This window comes from Marinobacter sp., from assembly GCF_041687235.1.
GTDB lineage: Bacteria > Pseudomonadota > Gammaproteobacteria > Pseudomonadales > Oleiphilaceae > Marinobacter.
Map to the genome: position 1 here is coordinate 148,576 of NZ_JAWLCH010000006.1, position 19,359 is coordinate 167,934.

Below are 19,359 nucleotides of genomic sequence, written 5' to 3' on the forward strand. Positions count from 1 at the left end.
CGCGTTCCTCAGGGCTTCGCCCACCAGTTGTCCACATCGATACCGTTCTTTGGGGTCTCGGCCGGTCGCTGCAAATGATTCCAGTAGGCCACGCGGTCACTTCTCAGATGCCAGTGAGGAATCACATAGTGGCTGTGAAGCAGAACCCGATCGAGGGCCCGTACACGATGCACCAGTTCTTCGCGGTCAGGTGCCTGGATCACCCTATGCACCAGCTCGTCCACCACCGGATCGCTTACGCCCATGTAATTTCGTGAGCCTTTTGCGTCCACTGTGGATGAGTGCCAGTAATCCCGCTGCTCGTTGCCCGGTGAATCCGACTGGCCGAACACTTGGGTGATCATGTCAAAGTCGAATTCCCGCAGGCGTTGGACATACTGGTTACTGTCCACCAGACGAACGGTGACATCAACGCCGAGGCGGCCGAGGTTGTTCTTGAAGGGCAGGACCACCCGTTCAAAGCTTTTCTGGAAAAGCAGGATCTCAAAGGCCAGTGGTTTGCCGGTTTCCGAGTGCACCATTTTGCCCTCCCGGATTTCGTAACCGGCTGATGCCAGCAGCTCCATGGCCGTTCTCAGGTTCTGACGCAGGGTCTGCTCACCCTCGGTGGTTGGCGGCTGGTATTCTTCGGTGAAGACATCCTCGGGAAGCTGCTCACGGAATGGTTCGAGTATCTCCAGTTCCCGCCCTTCAGGGAGCCCGGAAGAGGCCAGGTCACTGTTTTCAAAAAAACTGTCAGTTCGTGTGTACTGGTCAAAGAACAGGTTCTTGTTGGCCCACTGGAAGTCGAAGCCGTAGGCCAGGGCTTCACGTACGAGGGGGTCGGAAAACACCTCCTTGCGAGTATTGAACGCAAAACCCTGCATGCCCGATGGCCGGTGGTGTTCAATAGCTTCTTTGGTAATGGTGCCATTCTCGAACCGTTCACCGGTGTAGGCGGTGGCCCAGTTCTTGGCGGAAGATTCAAGCCGGAAGTCAAAGCTGCCGGCTTTGAACGCTTCCAGAGCCACGGTGTCATCGGTGTAGTAATCGTAATTGATCTGGTCGAAATTGAACCGGCCCTTACGGACCCCGAGGTCTTTCGCCCAGTAATCCTCTACCCGTTGATAGGTAATCGACCGACCGGCCTCAAATTCACCAATCCGATAGGGGCCACTGCCAACAGGCGGGTTCAAACCGTTTTTGCCAAACTCACGGTCCGCCCAGTAGTGCTTCGGCAAAATCGGCATCTGGCCGAGGATCAGTGGCAGCTCCCGATTGCTGGTATCGCCGAAGTCGAACCGAACCCTCCTGGGGCTTTCAACGGTCACCTTGTTGACGTCTGCGTAGTAATTTCGGAAGAAAGGGTGACCTTCGGTGGTAAGTTTATCAAAGGAAAATTTTACATCTTCCGCGGTAATGGGTTCGCCATCCTGGAATCGGGCCTGCTCCCGCAGGTTGAATACCACGTAACTGCGATCCTCGGGCGTTTCCAGGGATTCGGCAATCAGACCGTAGGCCGAAAAGGGCTCATCGTCCGATGACTCCAGCAGGGTGTCGTACAGATAGGTACTGATTCCTGCTGCGGCTACGCCACGGATGTGAAACGGATTGAAGGAATCAAAACCGTTGGCAACGACGGCCATCTTCAGGGAACCGCCTTTCGGAGCATCCGGGTTCACGTACTCGAAGTGGCTGAAACCGGCCGGGTACTTCGGAACCCCATGCATGGCAATGCCATGTTCGGGCATTGCCTCATCGGCAAGGGATACAGGGGAGATCAAAGGTGTGGCGATGAGCGCCAGGGCTGAAAAAAACGACGTAAGGGATGAGGCTTTCCGTGTTCTTGTCATAAGTCTCGCACGTCATGGGCTGTTTCGGATGTCAACGTAGAGTACCAGACTTTGACCGGGTTGCAGATAACGCGACGTATTCAGGTCGTTCCAGCTTGCGATGTCACGCACATTCACAGAAAAACGGCTGGCGATGCGGGCCAGGGAATCGCCTTTGCGTACCCGGTAGCCGACTTTTCGCACCATGCCTTTGCCCCGGTCATTGTTGGCGGCCATGACCGTCGGCTGACTGGTTTTGGACCAGATAACCAGTTCCTTGCCGGGAATCAGGGGATCGCCGGGAGCCATGCCGTTCCAGGCTGCAACCTCACGTACCGAAACACGATGTTCCCTGGCAATGTCCCAGAAGGTATCGCCTCTGCGAACCGTGTATCGAACCTTGTTGCCATCGCGTTTGCGCGCCTGTTTGCGTTCTAGCCGCTGGGAGGCACTGAGCGCATACGCGTCGGTGCCCTTGGAGGCCGAGGGGATCATCAGGCGCTGCCCGACACGAATGAGGTCGGTGTCCAGACTGTTCACCTGCTGGAGTACCGACGGTGTTGTCGAAAATTTCCGAGAGATCGAATTGAGGCTGTCGCCGGATTTAACCACGTAATTGCGCCAGGAAACCCGTTGATCCGAAGGAATACCGGCCAGTGCCGTACGGAAGTTTTCGGCATTCTTGACTGGAACGAGCAATCGGTGGGGGCCGTCCGGCGACGTTGCCCAACGATTGTAGGAGGGGTTGAGCAGGTAGATCTCATCAACATCCACCTCGGCCAGTTCCGCCGCCTGTGCCAGGTCCAGCTGGGAGCCGGTTTCGACAATCTCGAAATAGGGCTCGTCCTTCAATGATGGCAATTCGATGCCATAGGCTTCGGGATCATCGAAGATTTTTGCCAATGCGATCAATTTGGGCACGTAATGACGGGTTTCCCGGGGCAGCTGCAGTGACCAGTAGTCGGTCGGCTTGTTGCTGTTGCGGTTGCGGCGCATGGCACTGGAAACCGTGCCGCCACCGCTGTTGTAGGCGGCAAGAGCCAGGATGTGGTCCCCGTCGAACCGCTTTGCAAGACGGTCAAGATAGGTCAGGGCGGCGTCGGTAGCGGCGATGACATCACGTCGATCGTCGTGCCACCAGCTCTGGGTGAGGCCGAAATACTTACCGGTAGAGGGAATGAACTGCCAGAGACCCGCAGCCCGGCCATGAGAGTACGCGAAGGGATCAAACGCACTTTCGACGATCGGCAAAAGGGCGTATTCGGCCGGGAGCCCCCGTTTTTCTGTTTCATTCACAATGTGATGAAGATAGCGGCTGCCGCGCTCCACGACGCGGTCGATGTAGCCCGGGTGACGGGCGTACCAGTTCAGCTGGTCCCGTACGCGTTTATTGTCAATGTCATGGTCAAGTACAAATCCGGAGCGGAGCCTCGCCCAAAGGTCTTGTTCGACCGTCTCTTCGTCAACGGTTGCCTGATCCGGATTGTCGAGTTTTTCACGGGCGTCCCTGGCCGCAACCTTCAGTTCCGGCGCAATGGCCTCATCCAGAGGTTCGTTACGGGCAGCGTCGCCGTTTTCTCCGGTTTCCACAGCCTTCTTGAGCCCTTCGTCGCCGGCTGCCACGGTAACTTCTTCGGTGTTCAGCGGGTTTTCTTCATCCTGACTGACCAGGCTACTGCAGCCGCTTGCGAGGGCTCCCGCGAACAATAAAAACGACAATCGTCTGACCGACATAGAGAGTATCCGGTTTCGGGTTGAAGGCGGGTTCTATTCAGAAAACCCGGCCTATTGAACAATTTACGGTCACAAAGTTGAAACGATTCTATGGGACCGCTTTAAAAGGGGTCAAGAAACCTCTCGTTACGGCTCTGAGAGGATTTGTTAAGTGCGTACAGCCGGGCGTCAGAAGTTATCCTTGCCGTGGCGAATAGCCGCAAAAATAGCGTTATCGGAATCCGCCGGTAATCCGTGACTGGCGCTATAGGCCCGGGCTGAGTCCACAACCGCCGGGTCGTCCCAGCGCAGAAAAGGGTTCAGACGCTTCTCGTTTTCAAGCACGGAAGGCACGGTTGGCTTTCCTTCATCGCGGGCGGCCTTGCACTGTAGCTCGAATTCCTTCAGGCCGTCGTCGTCCGGCAACCAGCTGCGGGCAAACCGGAGGTTGGCCAGGGTGTATTCGTGGGCGCAGTAAACGGCGGTTTTCCCGGGAAGAGCTCTGAGGGTCTGGAGAGATTGTCGCATCTGTTCAGGTGAACCCTCGAACAGGCGACCGCAGCCACAGACAAACAGGGTGTCCCCGCAGAACAGAACCGGGCGGCCCTGAACTTCGACGTCGGTGAAATAGGCAATATGGTCGAGGGTGTGGCCCGGCACACCGAGGACCTGGAAGGTGAGCTCTTCCCAGATCACTTCATCACCGGGATGGACCAGGTTGGTGCTTCCTTTGAAAGGTGAATCCGCGGGCCCGGTTACGCGACAATCCGGGAAGCGGGAAACAAGCTCCTTGATGCCCCCCACGTGATCCGGATGGTGGTGGGTTACCAGAACGGTATCCAGTGTCAGTTGGTTCTCGGCCAAGTGATCCAGTACCGGTTGGGCCTGGCCCGGATCCACGATCAGGGCTTTACCACTGGCAGGGTCTGAGAGGCACCAGATATAGTTGTCACTGAAGGCGGGTATGGCGGTAATCGTCAGCATAGGACCCCACATGTGCTTATCGAATGTGACTGATATGATAGAGCATTAAATACAAGGTCCCAACCACAGGTTCGGGCTCCGGGGAGTGGCGCATTGGTGAGTAAATCCGACACAGTTGATTATTCCGCCAGGCATGAGAGCTTTGAACGCTGGTTTCAGACTCCTCTGGGCCGGGCATTGCTTGCGGACCAGAGGCGGTTTCTGGATGCCGAACTCCAGCGGCTTACCGGTGCGAGGCAGTTGCAGGTAGGTGTCAGCCATCGTCTGCCGCTGGCTACTGGTACCGACTTCTCCCAGAGGATCATGACCACGCCCCGATGGTACCCCCACATACCCGATGGCGTTGCCATCTGTGATGCAGACGAGCTGGCCTTTCCGGGCGATTCCATGGATCTGGTCCTGCTGCATCACACTGCAGACTTCTCACCCTATCCGCACCAGGTTATTCGGGAGGCTGCACGGGTGCTCAGGGGGGAGGGCACCATGGCGCTGATTGGCTTTAATCCGCTCAGCCTGTGGGGCGCACGGAAACTGATCTCAAGAAGCAACGAGGGGCCCTGGGGCGGCCGGTTCCTGCTTCGGGGCCGAATGGAAGACTGGTTGCACCTGTTGGGGTTCAATGTGGAGGCATCCGTTACCCGGTTTTTCAGGGCGCCCCTGCAACGAAGCGGCCGAAAGACGGAAAGCCGGGTTGATAACCGGTTGTCCGGAAACCGGTTCCTGCCAGTCGGCGCCTATTACTGTATCCTTGCCAAAAAACGCGTCCACGCTCGCCTTCCGAGGCGTCCGGTCTGGCGGCAAAACAAGGTTATTGCCCTGCCGGGTACCGGAACCGTTGGTGCGTCCCGGGGTTGTAGCCGCAACGGTTCACCCGTGAACAAGATGAAGTGATTCAATGACAACCGAACCAGGAGACTGAATGGCCGGCAAGGTAACCCTTTATACTGATGGCGCCTGCAAGGGCAATCCCGGCCCGGGCGGCTGGGGTGTGGTTCTGCGGTATGGCGATAACCGCAAAACCCTGCACGGCGGCGAGGCGAAAACCACCAACAACCGTATGGAACTCATGGCGGCCATTCGAGGGCTTGAGGCGCTGAAACGTCCCTGCGAGGTGGAGCTGTTTACGGACTCCCAGTACGTGCGCAAAGGCATCACCGAGTGGATGACGGGCTGGAAGCGAAATGGCTGGAAAACCTCTGCGAAAAAGCCGGTCAAGAACGAGGACCTCTGGCGAGAGCTGGACTCGGAAGTGGCCAGGCACAAGATCAACTGGCACTGGGTCAAGGGGCATTCCGGTGTTCCTGACAATGAGCTGGCGGATGAACTCGCTAACCGCGGCGTCGAAGAGCTTTCCAACGCATAACTGAAGATAACCAGGTACAGGGCATGAGACAGATCGTACTGGATACAGAAACCACGGGCATTGACCCGGCCGAAGGTCACAGGATCATCGAGATCGGCTGTGTTGAACTGATGGAGCGTCAGCTCACCGGGCGAAACTATCACGTTTACATCAATCCGGACCGTGAGGTTGAGGCCGAAGCCATCACCGTGCACGGTATCACCAACGAGTTCCTGGCCGATAAACCCCGTTTCGCCGAGATCGCCGACGAGTTCTTCGAGTTCATCAAGGGCGCTGAGCTGGTTATCCATAACGCCGCGTTCGATGTGGGCTTTATGGATTCAGAATTTGCCCGCCTGAAACCGGTGCGGAAAACCGCTGACCATTGTGGAATTGTTGATTCCCTCGCCATCGCACGAGCCCGCCACCCCGGCCAGAAGAACAACCTGGATGCGCTGTGTAAGCGCTACGGCGTTGATAATAGCAATCGGGACCTGCACGGCGCCCTTTTGGACGCGGAGATCCTCGCAGACGTTTATCTGCTGCTGACGGGCGGTCAGACCGCGCTGTCCCTGGACGCCGGTTCTGAAAACGGTGGTGGTAATGGCGGCCTCCGGCGGCTTCCCTCAAGCCGGGAAGCGCTTTCGGTAGTACGTGCTTCGGATGCAGAAAGCAAAGCCCACGAGGAATTCATGGCGATGATGGAGAAACAGGCCGGGGAAACCGTGTGGGGCAAACTCCAGAGCGCGGAATGAGAACTGGGTCGGTCTGTACCAAATGTTACATTCCGCCTTTCTTGAGGTACTTGAGTTTTATGTTATAAGTAATGATAAGTTCGCCAGTTTTTCGCGAACTCGCTCCGGCCGGAAAAGGGGTTAACCGGCTCACAACAAAAAGGCCTGCTCCGCTATTGTCCGGACAGTGTCCACCAAAGAGGATGCGGTAGTCTCCGCAACATTAACGGGAAGCGTTTATGGTTCAGTCGTCTCTCGCGACGAAATCGCAGTCGTTTGATCTGGTCAAAAGTGAAATAGAGCAGACCATCAAGCAGGCAGAATCCAGCCTTGAACGCTTTCAGGAAAATCGCGAAAGGGGTGAGGATCTCCAGAACTGTGTTGATTTCATCAATCAGTTGCGGGGCATCTTTATTCTGGTGGAACTGCGAGGCGGTACGCTGCTTTGCCAGGAAGCGGTAACCATGGCCAACGACGTACCCGTTGGCGCCAATGACGACAAGAACATTCTCCTCACCACCCTTAACAGCGCGCTGTTCATCCTCCGCCGTTACGTAGAGTATTACCATCAGCAACGGGAAGATCATCCCGAGCTTCTGCTGCCCGTCATCAATGACCTCCGGGAAGCCCGGCGGGAGAAACCCTATCCCGAATCCTGTTTCTTTGATGTTGATGTCAAGGAACGTCCCGACTTTTGTGCCGGGCTAGCTTTGCAGGCCTTTGAAGGCAATGAGGCTGATTACGAGATCATGGCCCGTCGCATGCGCCTGACTTTCCAGGTGGCGCTTCTGGGCATTCTGCGCGACCGCAATGATGTGGTGAACAAAAAGCTGATCGGGCGAGCGTCCCGAGGGCTTGCACGTCTGTGCCAGGGTGCTCCCATGGGGCAGATGTGGTGTCTTGTTGGCATTGTTGCGGACACCATGCTGGACCGGGCAATGATCTTTAACAAGGCCCGCAAGCGGATGTTCATGCGGATCGAGAAATACGCCCGGGAAGTGGTTTACGTGGGCAAGGTTGCTACCGCCAAAGACGCGCCGGATTCCCTGATCCGAGACCTGGTGTATCTGCTTTATCGCAGTGGTTCCGCCAACCCCGAAGTTGCTCAGGTATTGTCCGCCTATCATCTGGCTCCCGCCGAATTCCCGGATTCGATGCTCGAAGCCCATGCCCGGCGGTTGTATGGCCCGGGTAGTGATGTTCTCAAATCCCTGTCGGAAGCACTGCAGGATGAACTGAACCAGCTGAAAGACAAGCTGGACATCATTGAACGGGGGATTGAGCCGGATCTGGCGGAACTGTCGTCGATTGCAGACGCCCTCGAGCGTCTGGCGAACACGCTTGTCATGCTCGACCTCAACAAGCTGGCGGGTATATCTCGGGAAGAGGCCGGCAGGCTGCGAGGCTGGGAAGAAGAATCCCGACTGCCGGGTGATGATGAGCTATACCGCCTGGCTGATTCCGTGCTTGGCATCGAAGATGCCGTGATGCAGATCGTGACCCGGGGCATTACATCAGAAACTGACGCCCTGGCGGGCGGCGAACGAAAGCGGGAAGAGTCTGTGTACCTCAGGGAGGCGCTCTATGTGGTTGCCGATGAAGCCCGTGGCGCGCTGACCCTGGCAAAACGTGCGATCACCGCCTTCATAGAATCCGATTACGATAAATTGCACCTGGCCAACCTTCCGGCAACCCTGCATAGCATCTGGGGTGGCCTGCAGATGGTTGACGACCCTGCGGCCGCCGGGGTTCTTGAGCGTGTGGCTGCCTCAATCCAGGAGCGCTTGCTCGATGCCAAGGAAGCCCCTGCCGCCCAGGTACTGGAAGCGCTCGCCGACGCGCTGACGTCGCTGGAATACTACATCGAGAGTATCGGCAAGAGTGAAGACCGCAACATAGACTTGCTGAAACTGGCTGAATCGTCGCTGGACGATGTAGGTTTGTAATTTCATGTCCCATACGCTCGCTACCATTGTACTGGCTGCTGCAGGCGCCGTAATGGTTATCGCGGGCCTGCTGTTCTTCAGGCATCCCCGATGGTTGCTGACCTGGCTGAAAGGGATGGCGGTGTTTGGAGTCATCCTTGCCGGTCTCTACGTTCTTGTCATCGCGATAAATCTCACCAGCTACCGATCACTGGTTGGCATGCAGACCGTTGCCACCATCTCCACGCAAAAGCAGGCCGAACAGATCTGGCAGGTGGCTCTTGATAGCCAGGAAGGCGTCCCTACGGTGAGAACACTGCAGGGCGACCAATGGCAGATTGACGCCAGGATTATTCGGTTTTCCGGCCCCTTTCGGTGGCTTGATATTGCGCCTGGCTACCGGTTGGAAAAATTGAGTGGACGGTACACCTCGCTCGAGCAGGAGCGGTCGGCCCCGAGAACAGTCATTGGGCTGTCGAAAAGCATCTGGCCGGATATCTGGCAGTGGGATCAAACGTTCAATCTGCCGTTCGTGGAGGCTGTGGACGGGAACATGACCTTCATGCCTATGCGGGATGGGGCCGTTTTTGAGGTTAAACTCTCCTCCTCGGGGCTGGCTGCCGTTCCGGTCAACGAACAGGCGAGGGCAGCGGTTCGTTTCTGGGATCAGTAAGGCCTCCGGGCATAAAAAAACCTGCGCCGAAGCACAGGTTCTTCATCATGCTCACACAGGGCAATCAGCCCATGTTGAACAGCTCACCCAGTTTGGTTGCCAGCATCATGTCGCCTTCAGCTCGCAGCTGACCGGCCATGAATGCCTGCATGCCGTCAGTTTCGCCGGAAACGATGCCCTGCAGGGTTTCGGAATTCATGATCAGGGTAACAGAGGGATCGTCGTGGGCGCCCTCGTGCATCTTGCAGGTGCCATCGTTGATGACCAGGTGGTAGGTCTTGTCGTCTTCGATGTCGAACTGGAAAACCAGGTCCAGGCCCTGTGCTGCGTCTGCGTTGAAATTCTGTTCGAGTTTTTCAAATACCTGAGCTACAGACATTGTTTTACCCTTTTTGGTGGTTGTCTTGTCATGATGACGACGGCTTGATGTCCCTGGCTTCACGAGCCTTTCCGGGTGCCCGGGTAGAGCCGACCTCGCAATCCGACTTTATGGTGAGTGGTCGATTCTGTCAAGGTCGATCGAACGCTTGTTTTAATTTTTTTGCTCTCCTTATCACCACAAATTCGGTAAGTTACACTCTTGTCTTTGCACTATCAGTTGGAGAAGCACTTTGGAGTTCCTGACAGAATACGGGTTGTTCTTGGCCAAGATCGTTACCTTCGTGGTGGCGGCTCTGGTGTTGATCTCTGTCATCATGTCTGCCGCCCAGAAGGATCGCGGCGATCATGAGGGTGAAGGTGAGCTCAAGATCCGGAAACTTAACGAAAAATACAAGAAACTCAGGGAAGCGATTCAGGCCAGGTTGATGTCTGACCAGGAACGCAAGGCCTTTGAAAAAGCCCGGAAGAAAGAACAGAAAGCGGAGAAAAAAGCGGCCAAAGCGAATAAGGATTCCGGTGAAAAGGATGACCGTCGTGGCCGTGTCTACGTCCTCGATTTCGATGGCGACATTAAAGCCAGCGACACGGATCCCCTTCGTCGCGCCATTACGGCGGTCTTGAGCATTGCTGATCCCCAAAAGGACGAAGTCGTCATTCGCCTGGAGAGCGGCGGTGGGCTGGTTCATTCCTACGGCCTGGCGGCTGCACAGCTTGATCGTATTCGCAGCAAGGGTATACCCCTTACCGCCTGTGTTGACAAAGTTGCCGCCAGTGGTGGTTACATGATGGCCTGCGTTGCGGACAGGATTGTTGCGTCGCCGTTCGCCATTCTTGGCTCCATTGGTGTTGTCGCCCAGCTTCCGAACTTCCACCGTTTCCTCAAGAAAAACGATGTGGACTTTGAAGTACTGACGGCCGGCGAGCACAAGCGAACGATGACCATCTTCGGTGAAAACACCGAAAAAGGCCGGCAGAAATTCCTGGAGGATCTCGAAGACACCCATGTCCTGTTCAAGGAGTATGTCAGCGAACGTCGCCCGGAACTCGATATAGCCGCTGTTGCCAATGGAGACATCTGGTTTGGCAGACGTGCATTGGAAGTGAAATTGATCGACGAGATCAAAACCTCCGACGAATATCTCATTGAAGCCTGCGAGCGGGCAGACGTAGTCTCAGTGGCCTACCAGCGCAAACGGAGCCTTCCCGAAAAGCTCGGATTGGCAACCAGTGCGGCGCTTGAACACACGGTCTGGAAAGTGCTGGGTGCCTTCCGCAACCAGAAATTCCAGTAGCCCAACGAAAGCGGGGAATAACGATGACAACCGATACCGAATTCAAAGCCTGGCGTGTTGAAGAGCAGAACGGAGAATACATCGGTGCAGAGAAAACCCTCAGCACTGCCGACCTGCCGGACGGCGATGTCCTGATCAGGGTGAGCCACTCCTCTCTCAACTATAAAGACGCGCTTTCAGCTTCCGGCAATAAGGGCGTCACCCGATCCTTCCCCCACACCCCGGGAATTGACGCCGCTGGCGAAGTGGTCGAGTCCGGGACTGGCTCACCATCGGAAGGTAGCCCCGTCATCGTGACCGGCTACGACCTGGGCATGAACACCGACGGCGGCTTTGGCGAATACATCCGCGTGCCCGCCGCCTGGTGCGTGCCCATGCCTGCAGGCTGGAATGCCCGCACGGCCATGATCTATGGCACGGCCGGCCTCACCGCCGGGCTTTGTGTCCAGAAACTCCTTACCATGGGCGCCAAGCCGGAGCAGGGCAAAGTCGCCGTTTCAGGAGCCTCCGGTGCGGTCGGGACCGTTGCGGTTGAGCTGCTTGCCAAACTCGGGTTCGACGTCGTCGCCATCAGCGGCAAGGCGGACCATGCGGACGGTCTAAAGGCTCTGGGCGCCAAAGAAGTGGTGGGCCGGGAAACCCTGGCGGAAGAAAAGAAACCTCTGGTTAAACCTGTGTTTGCCAACGTCGTGGATACCGTGGGTGGTGGCCCGCTGGCCGAGCTGCTCAAGCAGATTCAGCCCGGTGGCTCCGTCTCCTGCTGTGGTCTCGTGGCTGGTCCTGGTCTTCAGACCACCGTACTGCCGTTTATCCTGCGAGGCGTGAATCTGCTGGGTGTGGATTCGGTAGAGATTCCGCTGGCGGAGAAAGAGGCTGTGTGGAAGAAATTCGCCGGGGAGTGGGCGTGCCCGAAGACCGAAGCTTCCGCTCGTGATATCGGTCGTGGTGAGCTAGATGGGGCGCTGAAGGCGTTCTTGAAAGGCGAGTCAGCCGGCAAGATTGTTCTGGATCATTCGAAGTAGGCCGTTGAAGCCGGGGTCAGAAGAAAGCTTTCTTCTGACCCCTTTGCATTCAAACTCTAACACTTGATAACTAAGAGGCGCGACGCCGGAAGAGCGGAATGTCGGTGTCGGTCGCGGCCTGATAGCCCTGACTGAAGAAGTTCAGGCACTTCTGCGCCTTGGTGATGTCCTTGTCGGCCCTCAGCACATAGGCATCAAATCCGCAGCGCTTCATGAACTGCAACTGATCCAGCAATACGTCACCGATGGCTCGCAGCTCGTTCACATAGCCAAAGCGCTCTCGCAGTAACCGGCCAATGCTGTAACCACGGCCATCACTGAACTTCGGAAAATTTACCGCAATCACCGGCAGCTCATTGACACGACCGTCCAGGATCTCCGGTTCATCGTGGCTGTCGAACCACACGCCGATGTCCTGTCGTCCCGTGAAGTGCTCGTAGCCTGCCAGCCACAGATCCGCCGGAATCAACGCAGGCTGATCCGAAGGGATGTTCAGTGAATCACCCTCGGCCGGGCGGGGAACTACCACCCAGTTGTCCTGACGGATACTGCCATCCGGGGAAATAACGTTAGGCATAAACCCGCTCCTTGAAAGGATCAATTCCTACACGACGATAAGTGTCCAGGAAGGTTTCTTCCTCCGTGCGTTTATCGACGTAGACATCAATAATTTTGGAAATTACCTGGGGCATCTCGTCCCGGGCAAACGACGGCCCCAGAATTTTGCCGATTGAGGCGTCATGGTGGGACGACCCCCCAAGGCTGATCTGATAGAACTCTTCACCCTTCTTGTCGACGCCAAGCACACCGATATTGCCGACATGGTGATGCCCGCAGGCATTCATGCAGCCAGAGATGTTCAGATCGATGTGACCCAGATCGTAAAGATAATCCAGGTCGTCAAACTGCCGCTGTATGGCTTCGGCGACCGGGATCGACTTGGCGTTGGCCAGGGCACAGTAATCGCCACCGGGGCAGCAGATGACGTCTGTCAGGGTGTTCAGGTTCGCAGTCCCAAAACCCATGGGGGTGATCGCCTGCCACAACTCCAGCAGCCGGTCCTGACGCACGTCGGCCAACACCACATTTTGCTGGTGGGTCACCCGGACTTCGCTAAAGCTGAACTCGTCTGCCAGGTCGGCAATCTGTTCCAGTTGTTTGTCGCTGACATCGCCCGGGGGAGTGCCGGTTTTTTTCATGGTCAGGGTAACGATGGCATAACCCGGCTTTTTATGGGTGTCCACGTTGTGAGTCAGCCACTGGTCGAAGCCCCGGTTCTCAAACCTCTGGCTGGCGAGCAGGTCGGTGGCATTATCCAGCGCTGCGTAATCCGGCTCGGTAAAGTAAGCCTGGATACGCTGCACCGCCTCGTGCGTGAGCCGGGTAGGGGAATCCTTGATGTGTTGCCACTCGGCTTCAACCTTTTCGGCAAAGCCTTCAGGAGTCAGTGCCTTCACCAGAATCTTGATCCTGGCCTTGAACTTGTTGTCGCGGCGACCATACCGGTTATAGACGCGAAGCACAGATTCCAGGTAAGTCAGCAGGTCCAGTTCCGGAAGGAACTTCCGGATGACCGGCCCAACCATGGGGGTACGGCCGAGACCTCCGCCAACATGAACACGGAACCCCAGCTCGCCGGCCTCATTACGCACCATCTGCAGACCGATATCGTGCACCTGAATGGCGGCACGATCGGTGTGTTCGGACGCATTCACCGCGACCTTGAATTTCCGTGGCAGGAAGGCAAATTCCGGGTGAAACGTTGACCACTGTCGAATGATTTCACAGTAGGGCCTGGGGTCCGCGATTTCGTCGGACTGAACACCGGAGAACTGGTCTGTGGTGGTGTTGCGGATGCAGTTACCGCTGGTCTGGTTGGCGTGCATCTCGACTTCAGCCAGTTCCGCAAGAATGTCAGGAACGTCCTCAAGTGCGGGCCAGTTCAGTTGTACGTTCTGGCGAGTCGTGAAGTGCGCGTAGCCTTTGTCGTAATCCCGGGTAATACGGGCGAGCCTTCGCAGCTGGTCCGAACGCATCATGCCGTAGGGAACACAGATCCTGAGCATGGGAGCCAGGCGCTGAACGTACAGGCCGTTCTGCAGGCGAAGGGGAAGAAACTCATCTTCTGCCAGCTCTCCGGCCAGGGCCCTTTCGGTCTGGTCACGGAACTGGGCAACCCTCTCGGCAGCCATTTGCCGATCGTGTTCATCGTATACGTACATAGTGGGAAGATCCTGCTTGAAAGCGTCATATCCAGGCCGGCGGCCTTATATCAGACGGGAAGGATAACAGCGGGTTTTTATTCTTAAAATGATTATTTCAAAATATGTTTATCGATTCAGGCGATAAGCAGGCGGAACAACGGACTGGACGAATATCAATTAACTGCTTAACTTAAAGAACTACAAAAAATGACAACAAACTCGGAAAGAGGAACAGACATGAAGAAGACCGTACGCTCTGATAGCCAGGCCGATGCCGTTGCCGCTGTGTTGCTGGTGATGCTTGCTGTGGCCTTCGCCGTGGTCTGGGTTGCCGGCCAGTAAGCCTATTGGCTGGCCAGAACCAGGTTCACAATCACGATCAGACCCACAACAAAGCTGGCCGTGAACAGAATGCCGGCGATGATGTAGGGCCATGGGCTGTGGCTCGAGAAGTCCTCTTCCCGGCGTTTGTCGGACTGTACTCCGAAAGCGCCGGCCAGGATGCTTTGCATGACTTTGAGAACGCCGGGTCCCCCTGGCTTCTGTTGTTCTTTCTTGTCCGGCTCTGAAGACTCTGTCATACATCCGCCCCTGATATCTGTCTTGCCAGAAGTTTACTCCGCCGGATCGTAGGCCAGGCTTGGCGCCAGCCAACGTTCCGCTTCGGCCTTGGAAATGCCTTTGCGTTCAGCATAGTCTTCAACCTGGTCTGCGCCAATTTTCCCGACCGCAAAGTACTTGGATTCCGGGTGCGAAAAATACCAGCCGGAGACCGCGGCCGTCGGGAACATGGCGAAATGCTCGGTCAGTTCAATGCCCGCTGTATCCGTGGCCTCGAGAAGGTTAAACAAGGTCGCTTTCTCGGTGTGGTCCGGGCAGGCAGGATAGCCCGGCGCCGGGCGAATACCGCGATAACGTTCTTTGATCAGATCGTCATTGGCCAGTTTTTCATCGGCAGCGTAGCCCCAGAATTCCTGGCGGACACGCTCATGCATGCGTTCCGCGAACGCCTCGGCAAGACGGTCAGCCAGCGCCTTTACCATGATGGCGTTATAGTCGTCATTGCCATCCTTGAATTCGACTGAGAACTCTTCGGCACCAATGCCGGTAGTCACAGCGAAACCGCCCACGTAGTCCACGGTACCGGAGCCCTCAGGCGCGACAAAATCAGACAGTGCCATCATGGGTTTGCCGGGTGCCTTTTCATCCTGCTGACGGAGGTGGTGCAGGGTGGTCAGCTCCTCGCTGCACGACTCGTCGGTATACAGCACAATATCGTCACCACGACGGTTGGCGGGCCAGAAACCAATGACACCCCTTGCAGAGACCCGGTTTTCATCAATCATACGGCGCAGAATTGCCTGCGCATCGTCAAACAGGTGGCGTGCCGCTTCGCCCCGCTTGGGGTCGTCAAAGATGGCCGGGTACTTGCCGGAAATGTCCCAGGACAGGAAGAAGGGTGTCCAGTCGATGTAATCGACCAACTCATTGAGGTCATAGTCTTCGAATACCCGGATTCCGGTAAATGCCGGTTTCGGCGGCTCGTAGCCATCGAACGAGATATCGGGGGCGCGATCTCGGGCCTCCTTCAGGGAGACCAGCTTGGTCCGGTCGCCCCGGTTCTTTCGCCGCTCACGGATTTCGTCGTATTCGGTGCGGGCAGCGTCCACAAATTCCGGCTTTGCGGTCTTGCTGAGCAACTGGGACGCGACGTTTACGCACCGGGACGCGTCCGACACGTACAGGGCAATGTCGTTCTTGTACTGGGGCTCGATCTTGACGGCGGTGTGGGCCTTAGAGGTGGTCGCCCCGCCGATCATCAGCGGAATGTTGAAATCCAGGCGCTGCATTTCACGGGCCACGTGGACCATCTCATCCAGCGACGGCGTGATCAGACCGCTGAGGCCGATAATGTCGACATCGTGCTCCCTGGCGGCGGCCAGGATCTTGTCGCAGGGCACCATCACGCCGAGATCAATCACCTCGTAGTTGTTGCACTGCAGCACCACGCCTACGATATTCTTGCCGATATCGTGGACATCGCCTTTCACCGTGGCCATGAGAATCTTGCCCTTGGCTTTCTGGTCTTCGGTTTTCTCTGCCTCGATGTAGGGGATCAGGTGCGCCACCGCCTGCTTCATTACCCGGGCGCTCTTGACCACCTGGGGCAGGAACATCTTGCCGTCGCCGAATAGATCCCCGACCACATTCATGCCATCCATCAGCGGGCCTTCAATGACCTCAATGGGGTGACTGGCTCTCTGGCGACAGGCTTCGGTATCGTCCACGATGTAGGTGGTAATGCCCTTGACCAGCGCATGTTCCAGCCTCTTTTCCACCGGCCACTCGCGCCAGGCCAGGTCTTCCTCCTGGGTTTTGCCGCCTTTGCCTTTGTAGCGTTCGGCGATTTCGAGCAGGCGGTCGGTGGCATCATCACGTCGGTTCAGGACAACATCTTCCACCAGCTCCTTGAGCTCCGGGTCGATTTCGTCGTAGATCACCAGCTGGCCCGGGTTCACGATACCCATGTTCATGCCCGCCTTGATGGCGTGGTAGAGGAATACAGAGTGGATAGCCTCCCGGACCACGTCATTGCCCCGGAACGAGAAGGACACGTTACTCACGCCGCCGGAAATGGAGGCGTAGGGCAGGTTTTCCCGAATCCAGCGAGTGGCGTTAATGAAGTCCACCGCGTAGTTGTTGTGCTCCTCGATGCCGGTGGCAATGGCGAAAATGTTCGGATCGAAGATGATATCAGCCGGGTTGAAGCCGATCCCGGTCAGGACATCGTAGGAGCGCTTACAAATCTCGGTCTTGCGCTCGTAGGTGTCCGCCTGACCCTGTTCATCAAAGGCCATGACCACTACCGCGGCGCCGTACCGCATGCAGTCTCTGGCGCGCTTGATAAATTCCTCTTCGCCTTCCTTGAGGCTGATGGAGTTCACCACGGCCTTGCCCTGAATGCACCGAAGGCCCGCTTCAATGACATCCCACTTGGAGGAGTCGATCATGATCGGCACCCGTGAGATATCCGGCTCGGAGGCGACAAGGTTCAGGAAGGTGACCATCACTTCCTTCGACTCCAGCATGCCCTCATCCATGTTGATGTCGATGATCTGGGCACCGTTCTCAACCTGGTCACGGGCAACGCTCAGAGCCTCTTCGTACTGCTCTTCCTTGATCAGGCGCAGGAAACGCTTGGAGCCGGTAACGTTGGTTCGCTCGCCTACGTTTATGAACAGAACGTTGTCGTCACCGGTGAACGGCTCGAGACCGGACAGGCGAAGCGCCTTCGGGCGCTCGGGAATCTTCCGGGGCGGATACTTGGCCACGGCCTGGGCGATGGCTTCAATGTGGTCCGGACGAGAACCGCAGCAACCACCGATGATGTTCAGGAAGCCGTCGCGGGCAAAGCCTTCGATAATCTCGGCCATCTCTTCAGGCGTCTGGTCATACTCACCAAACTCGTTGGGAAGACCTGCGTTGGGGTGGGCGCTGACATAGGTTTCCGCCTTGGCTGAAAGCTCTTCCACATAAGGGCGCAGGGCGTCTGCACCCAGTGCACAGTTCAGGCCCACGGAGATCGGTTTGGCGTGTGCAACCGAGTTCCAGAAGGCCTCGGTGGTCTGGCCGGAAAGGGTTCGGCCGGAGGCATCGGTAATGGTGCCGGAAATCATGATCGGCAGGGCGACGCCACTGTCTTCAAAGTACTGCTGGGTTGCGTAAATCGCGGCCTTGGCGTTGAGGGTATCGAAAATGGTTTCGATCAGGATCAGGTCGCACCCACCTTCCACCAGGCCTTCCACGGCCTCGTAATAGTTGTCGACCAGGGTCTGGAAATCGACATTCCGGTAGCCCGGGTTGTTTACGTCCGGCGAAATGGACGCCGTGCGCGATGTGGGTCCCACAGCACCGGCCACAAAGCGTGGCTTGTCCGGGGTTTTTGCGGTGAACTCATCCGCAATCTCCCTGGCCAGTCGAGCTGCCGCCACGTTCAATTCTTTGGCGATCTCCTCCAGTCCGTAATCCGCCTGGGAAAGCTGGGTGGAGTTGAAGGTGTTGGTTTCAATAATATCCGCGCCGGCGTCCAGGTAGTCCGCGTGGATATTGCGGAGCAGGGCAGGCTGGGTAAGGTTCAGCAGGTCGTTGTTGCCCTGGACCTCGCGCTCGTAGTCGGCAAACCGATCACCTCGAAACGCCTTCTCGTCCAGTTTCAGATTCTGGATCATGGTGCCCATGCCGCCATCAAGGATCACAATGCGTTCCTGCAGGGCCTTGTGGAGCTGGTCGAGACGGGTGGTGCGATCGGTCATAGGATTACTTCCGGATGTCGTTATTAACGCTGTATTAATGTCAATGGCGCGGGATCATAGCAAAAATGCCTGAGCCCGTCTTAGTACGAATGACGATTATCAATTGCCTTTCGCAAATACCCGCCAATACGGGAAATTCATTACCCTGGTAAAGCCCGACTATTTTACTTGGTCTTTCATGTTCCCGCGAACTCCCTTAAAATGAATCCAAACTTTCAAACGGGTTGAAAACATGGCTCAGGTTACTGTGACAGATCCCGCACGGGATTATCTTGCACAACTTATCGAGAAACAGGACGTGGAAGGCATGGGCGTGCGTATATTCGTCACCCAGCCCGGCACCAAAAACGCCGAGACCTGTCTGGCCTACTGCCCGCCCAATGAAGTAGTACCCACGGACGAGCAGGTGGATCTGGACAAATTCGTCCTGTACCTCGACCACAACTCGGTGCCCTTCCTGGAAGAGGCCTACGTGGATTACTCCAAGGATCAGATGGGTGGCCAGCTCACCATCAAGGCACCGAACGCAAAAGTGCCCAAGATTGATGACGACGCGCCCCTCCCGGACCGGGTTAATTACATTCTGGCCTCGGAGATCAATCCGAACCTGGCTGCTCACGGTGGCGAGGTATCGCTGGTGGAAATCGTTGACGAATCAGTGGCGGTGCTACGTTTTGGTGGTGGCTGCCAGGGCTGCTCCGCAGTCAGCCTGACCCTGAAGCAAGGCGTTGAATCCACATTGAAGGAGCGTGTGCCGGAAATTACAGCGGTACGAGACGTAACCGACCACTCCAACACAGAAAACGCCTACTACCAGTAAGGCCACCTTTCCCTGGGGCTCCGCGTCCTTCCGGGCGCGGTGACTGCCCAGGCTGCCGCAATTCCGGTACCACACTGGCTACACGGCCAATGTTGTGACATTCGAATTACTCCATCATCCATCACATAAACAGAAACAGCACGCA

16 protein-coding genes are annotated in these 19,359 nt (G+C 56.7%); 8 read left to right on the forward strand and 8 right to left on the reverse strand.

Features of this window, described 5'->3' with window-relative positions; all coding sequences use genetic code 11:
* Positions 1 to 8: 8 nt before the first annotated feature.
* From ACESMK_RS10630 to gloB, 3 genes are all read right to left on the reverse strand, one after another.
* Positions 9 to 1,832: an extracellular solute-binding protein gene (locus ACESMK_RS10630; protein ID WP_372998028.1), complete on the reverse strand. Its 1,824-nt coding sequence runs from the start codon at positions 1,830 to 1,832 to the stop codon at positions 9 to 11.
* Between the two features lie 12 nt (positions 1,833 to 1,844).
* A complete protein-coding gene (locus ACESMK_RS10635; protein ID WP_372998029.1) occupies positions 1,845 to 3,545 on the reverse strand; it encodes a LysM peptidoglycan-binding domain-containing protein in 1,701 nt (566 codons plus the stop codon).
* Positions 3,546 to 3,713: 168 nt separating this feature from the next.
* The gene (gloB, locus tag ACESMK_RS10640; RefSeq protein WP_372998031.1) at positions 3,714 to 4,508 is read right to left on the reverse strand and encodes a hydroxyacylglutathione hydrolase; all 795 of its coding nucleotides are present in this window, start codon (positions 4,506 to 4,508) and stop codon (positions 3,714 to 3,716) included.
* A gap of 96 nt (positions 4,509 to 4,604) precedes the next feature.
* Here gloB and ACESMK_RS10645 point away from each other — a divergent pair, with 96 nt between their 5' ends.
* The 5 genes from ACESMK_RS10645 (at position 4,605) to ACESMK_RS10665 (ending at position 9,182) form a co-directional block, all read left to right on the forward strand.
* Complete coding sequence (locus ACESMK_RS10645; RefSeq protein WP_372998033.1) at positions 4,605 to 5,399, forward strand: methyltransferase domain-containing protein; 795 nt, start codon at positions 4,605 to 4,607, stop codon at positions 5,397 to 5,399.
* Between the two features lie 28 nt (positions 5,400 to 5,427).
* The gene (rnhA, locus tag ACESMK_RS10650) at positions 5,428 to 5,871 is read left to right on the forward strand and encodes a ribonuclease HI (protein WP_372998035.1); all 444 of its coding nucleotides are present in this window, start codon (positions 5,428 to 5,430) and stop codon (positions 5,869 to 5,871) included.
* 23 nt (positions 5,872 to 5,894) lie between these two features.
* A complete protein-coding gene (gene dnaQ, locus ACESMK_RS10655; protein ID WP_372998037.1) occupies positions 5,895 to 6,605 on the forward strand; it encodes a DNA polymerase III subunit epsilon in 711 nt (236 codons plus the stop codon).
* A gap of 218 nt (positions 6,606 to 6,823) precedes the next feature.
* Entirely contained in the window at positions 6,824 to 8,530 is a 1,707-nt protein-coding gene (locus ACESMK_RS10660; protein ID WP_372998039.1) for a chemotaxis protein, read from the forward strand.
* A gap of 4 nt (positions 8,531 to 8,534) precedes the next feature.
* A complete protein-coding gene (locus ACESMK_RS10665) occupies positions 8,535 to 9,182 on the forward strand; it encodes a multidrug transporter (RefSeq protein ID WP_372998041.1) in 648 nt (215 codons plus the stop codon).
* 64 nt (positions 9,183 to 9,246) lie between these two features.
* Here the strand turns inward: ACESMK_RS10665 and ACESMK_RS10670 are convergent, their stop codons facing one another.
* Positions 9,247 to 9,561 (reverse strand): SCP2 sterol-binding domain-containing protein, encoded by a 315-nt coding sequence (locus ACESMK_RS10670; protein WP_372998043.1) that lies wholly within the window; start codon positions 9,559 to 9,561, stop codon positions 9,247 to 9,249.
* Between the two features lie 232 nt (positions 9,562 to 9,793).
* On the opposite strand from ACESMK_RS10670, the gene sohB reads away from it, so the two are divergent.
* Both sohB and ACESMK_RS10680 read left to right on the forward strand, forming a co-directional pair.
* A complete protein-coding gene (gene sohB / locus ACESMK_RS10675) occupies positions 9,794 to 10,855 on the forward strand; it encodes a protease SohB (protein ID WP_372998045.1) in 1,062 nt (353 codons plus the stop codon).
* Positions 10,856 to 10,878: 23 nt separating this feature from the next.
* Positions 10,879 to 11,877 carry a YhdH/YhfP family quinone oxidoreductase gene (locus tag ACESMK_RS10680; protein ID WP_372998047.1) on the forward strand — a complete coding sequence of 333 codons (999 nt, stop codon included), beginning with the start codon at positions 10,879 to 10,881 and terminating at the stop codon, positions 11,875 to 11,877.
* Between the two features lie 70 nt (positions 11,878 to 11,947).
* Here ACESMK_RS10680 and ACESMK_RS10685 read toward each other — a convergent pair whose 3' ends face one another.
* The 4 genes from ACESMK_RS10685 to metH form a co-directional block, all read right to left on the reverse strand.
* Positions 11,948 to 12,454, reverse strand: coding sequence for a DUF934 domain-containing protein (locus tag ACESMK_RS10685; RefSeq protein WP_372998048.1), 507 nt, complete (start codon positions 12,452 to 12,454; stop codon positions 11,948 to 11,950).
* Complete coding sequence (locus ACESMK_RS10690) at positions 12,447 to 14,099, reverse strand: nitrite/sulfite reductase (protein WP_372998050.1); 1,653 nt, start codon at positions 14,097 to 14,099, stop codon at positions 12,447 to 12,449. Before ACESMK_RS10690 ends, ACESMK_RS10685 begins: the two co-directional genes overlap by 8 nt.
* A gap of 326 nt (positions 14,100 to 14,425) precedes the next feature.
* Complete coding sequence (locus tag ACESMK_RS10695; RefSeq protein ID WP_372998052.1) at positions 14,426 to 14,662, reverse strand: DUF2970 domain-containing protein; 237 nt, start codon at positions 14,660 to 14,662, stop codon at positions 14,426 to 14,428.
* 33 nt (positions 14,663 to 14,695) lie between these two features.
* On the reverse strand, positions 14,696 to 18,394 hold the full coding sequence (metH, locus tag ACESMK_RS10700; RefSeq protein WP_372998054.1) for a methionine synthase: 3,699 nt from the start codon (positions 18,392 to 18,394) through the stop codon (positions 14,696 to 14,698).
* Between the two features lie 232 nt (positions 18,395 to 18,626).
* Here metH and nfuA point away from each other — a divergent pair, with 232 nt between their 5' ends.
* A complete protein-coding gene (nfuA, locus tag ACESMK_RS10705; protein WP_372998056.1) occupies positions 18,627 to 19,214 on the forward strand; it encodes a Fe-S biogenesis protein NfuA in 588 nt (195 codons plus the stop codon).
* The last annotated feature ends 145 nt before the right edge of the window (positions 19,215 to 19,359 follow it).

Coding starts and splice junctions, on each gene's coding strand:
- ACESMK_RS10680 (WP_372998047.1), top strand. CDS start 10,879: ATGACAACCGATACCGAATTCAAAGCCTGGCGTGTTGAAGAGCAGAAC.
- ACESMK_RS10695 (WP_372998052.1), bottom strand. CDS start 14,662: ATGACAGAGTCTTCAGAGCCGGACAAGAAAGAACAACAGAAGCCAGGG.
- nfuA (WP_372998056.1), top strand. CDS start 18,627: ATGGCTCAGGTTACTGTGACAGATCCCGCACGGGATTATCTTGCACAA.
- ACESMK_RS10670 (WP_372998043.1), bottom strand. CDS start 9,561: ATGTCTGTAGCTCAGGTATTTGAAAAACTCGAACAGAATTTCAACGCA.
- ACESMK_RS10685 (WP_372998048.1), bottom strand. CDS start 12,454: ATGCCTAACGTTATTTCCCCGGATGGCAGTATCCGTCAGGACAACTGG.
- rnhA (WP_372998035.1), top strand. CDS start 5,428: ATGGCCGGCAAGGTAACCCTTTATACTGATGGCGCCTGCAAGGGCAAT.
- ACESMK_RS10665 (WP_372998041.1), top strand. CDS start 8,535: ATGTCCCATACGCTCGCTACCATTGTACTGGCTGCTGCAGGCGCCGTA.
- ACESMK_RS10635 (WP_372998029.1), bottom strand. CDS start 3,545: ATGTCGGTCAGACGATTGTCGTTTTTATTGTTCGCGGGAGCCCTCGCA.
- metH (WP_372998054.1), bottom strand. CDS start 18,394: ATGACCGATCGCACCACCCGTCTCGACCAGCTCCACAAGGCCCTGCAG.
- dnaQ (WP_372998037.1), top strand. CDS start 5,895: ATGAGACAGATCGTACTGGATACAGAAACCACGGGCATTGACCCGGCC.
- ACESMK_RS10690 (WP_372998050.1), bottom strand. CDS start 14,099: ATGTACGTATACGATGAACACGATCGGCAAATGGCTGCCGAGAGGGTT.
- ACESMK_RS10630 (WP_372998028.1), bottom strand. CDS start 1,832: ATGACAAGAACACGGAAAGCCTCATCCCTTACGTCGTTTTTTTCAGCC.
- gloB (WP_372998031.1), bottom strand. CDS start 4,508: ATGCTGACGATTACCGCCATACCCGCCTTCAGTGACAACTATATCTGG.
- ACESMK_RS10660 (WP_372998039.1), top strand. CDS start 6,824: ATGGTTCAGTCGTCTCTCGCGACGAAATCGCAGTCGTTTGATCTGGTC.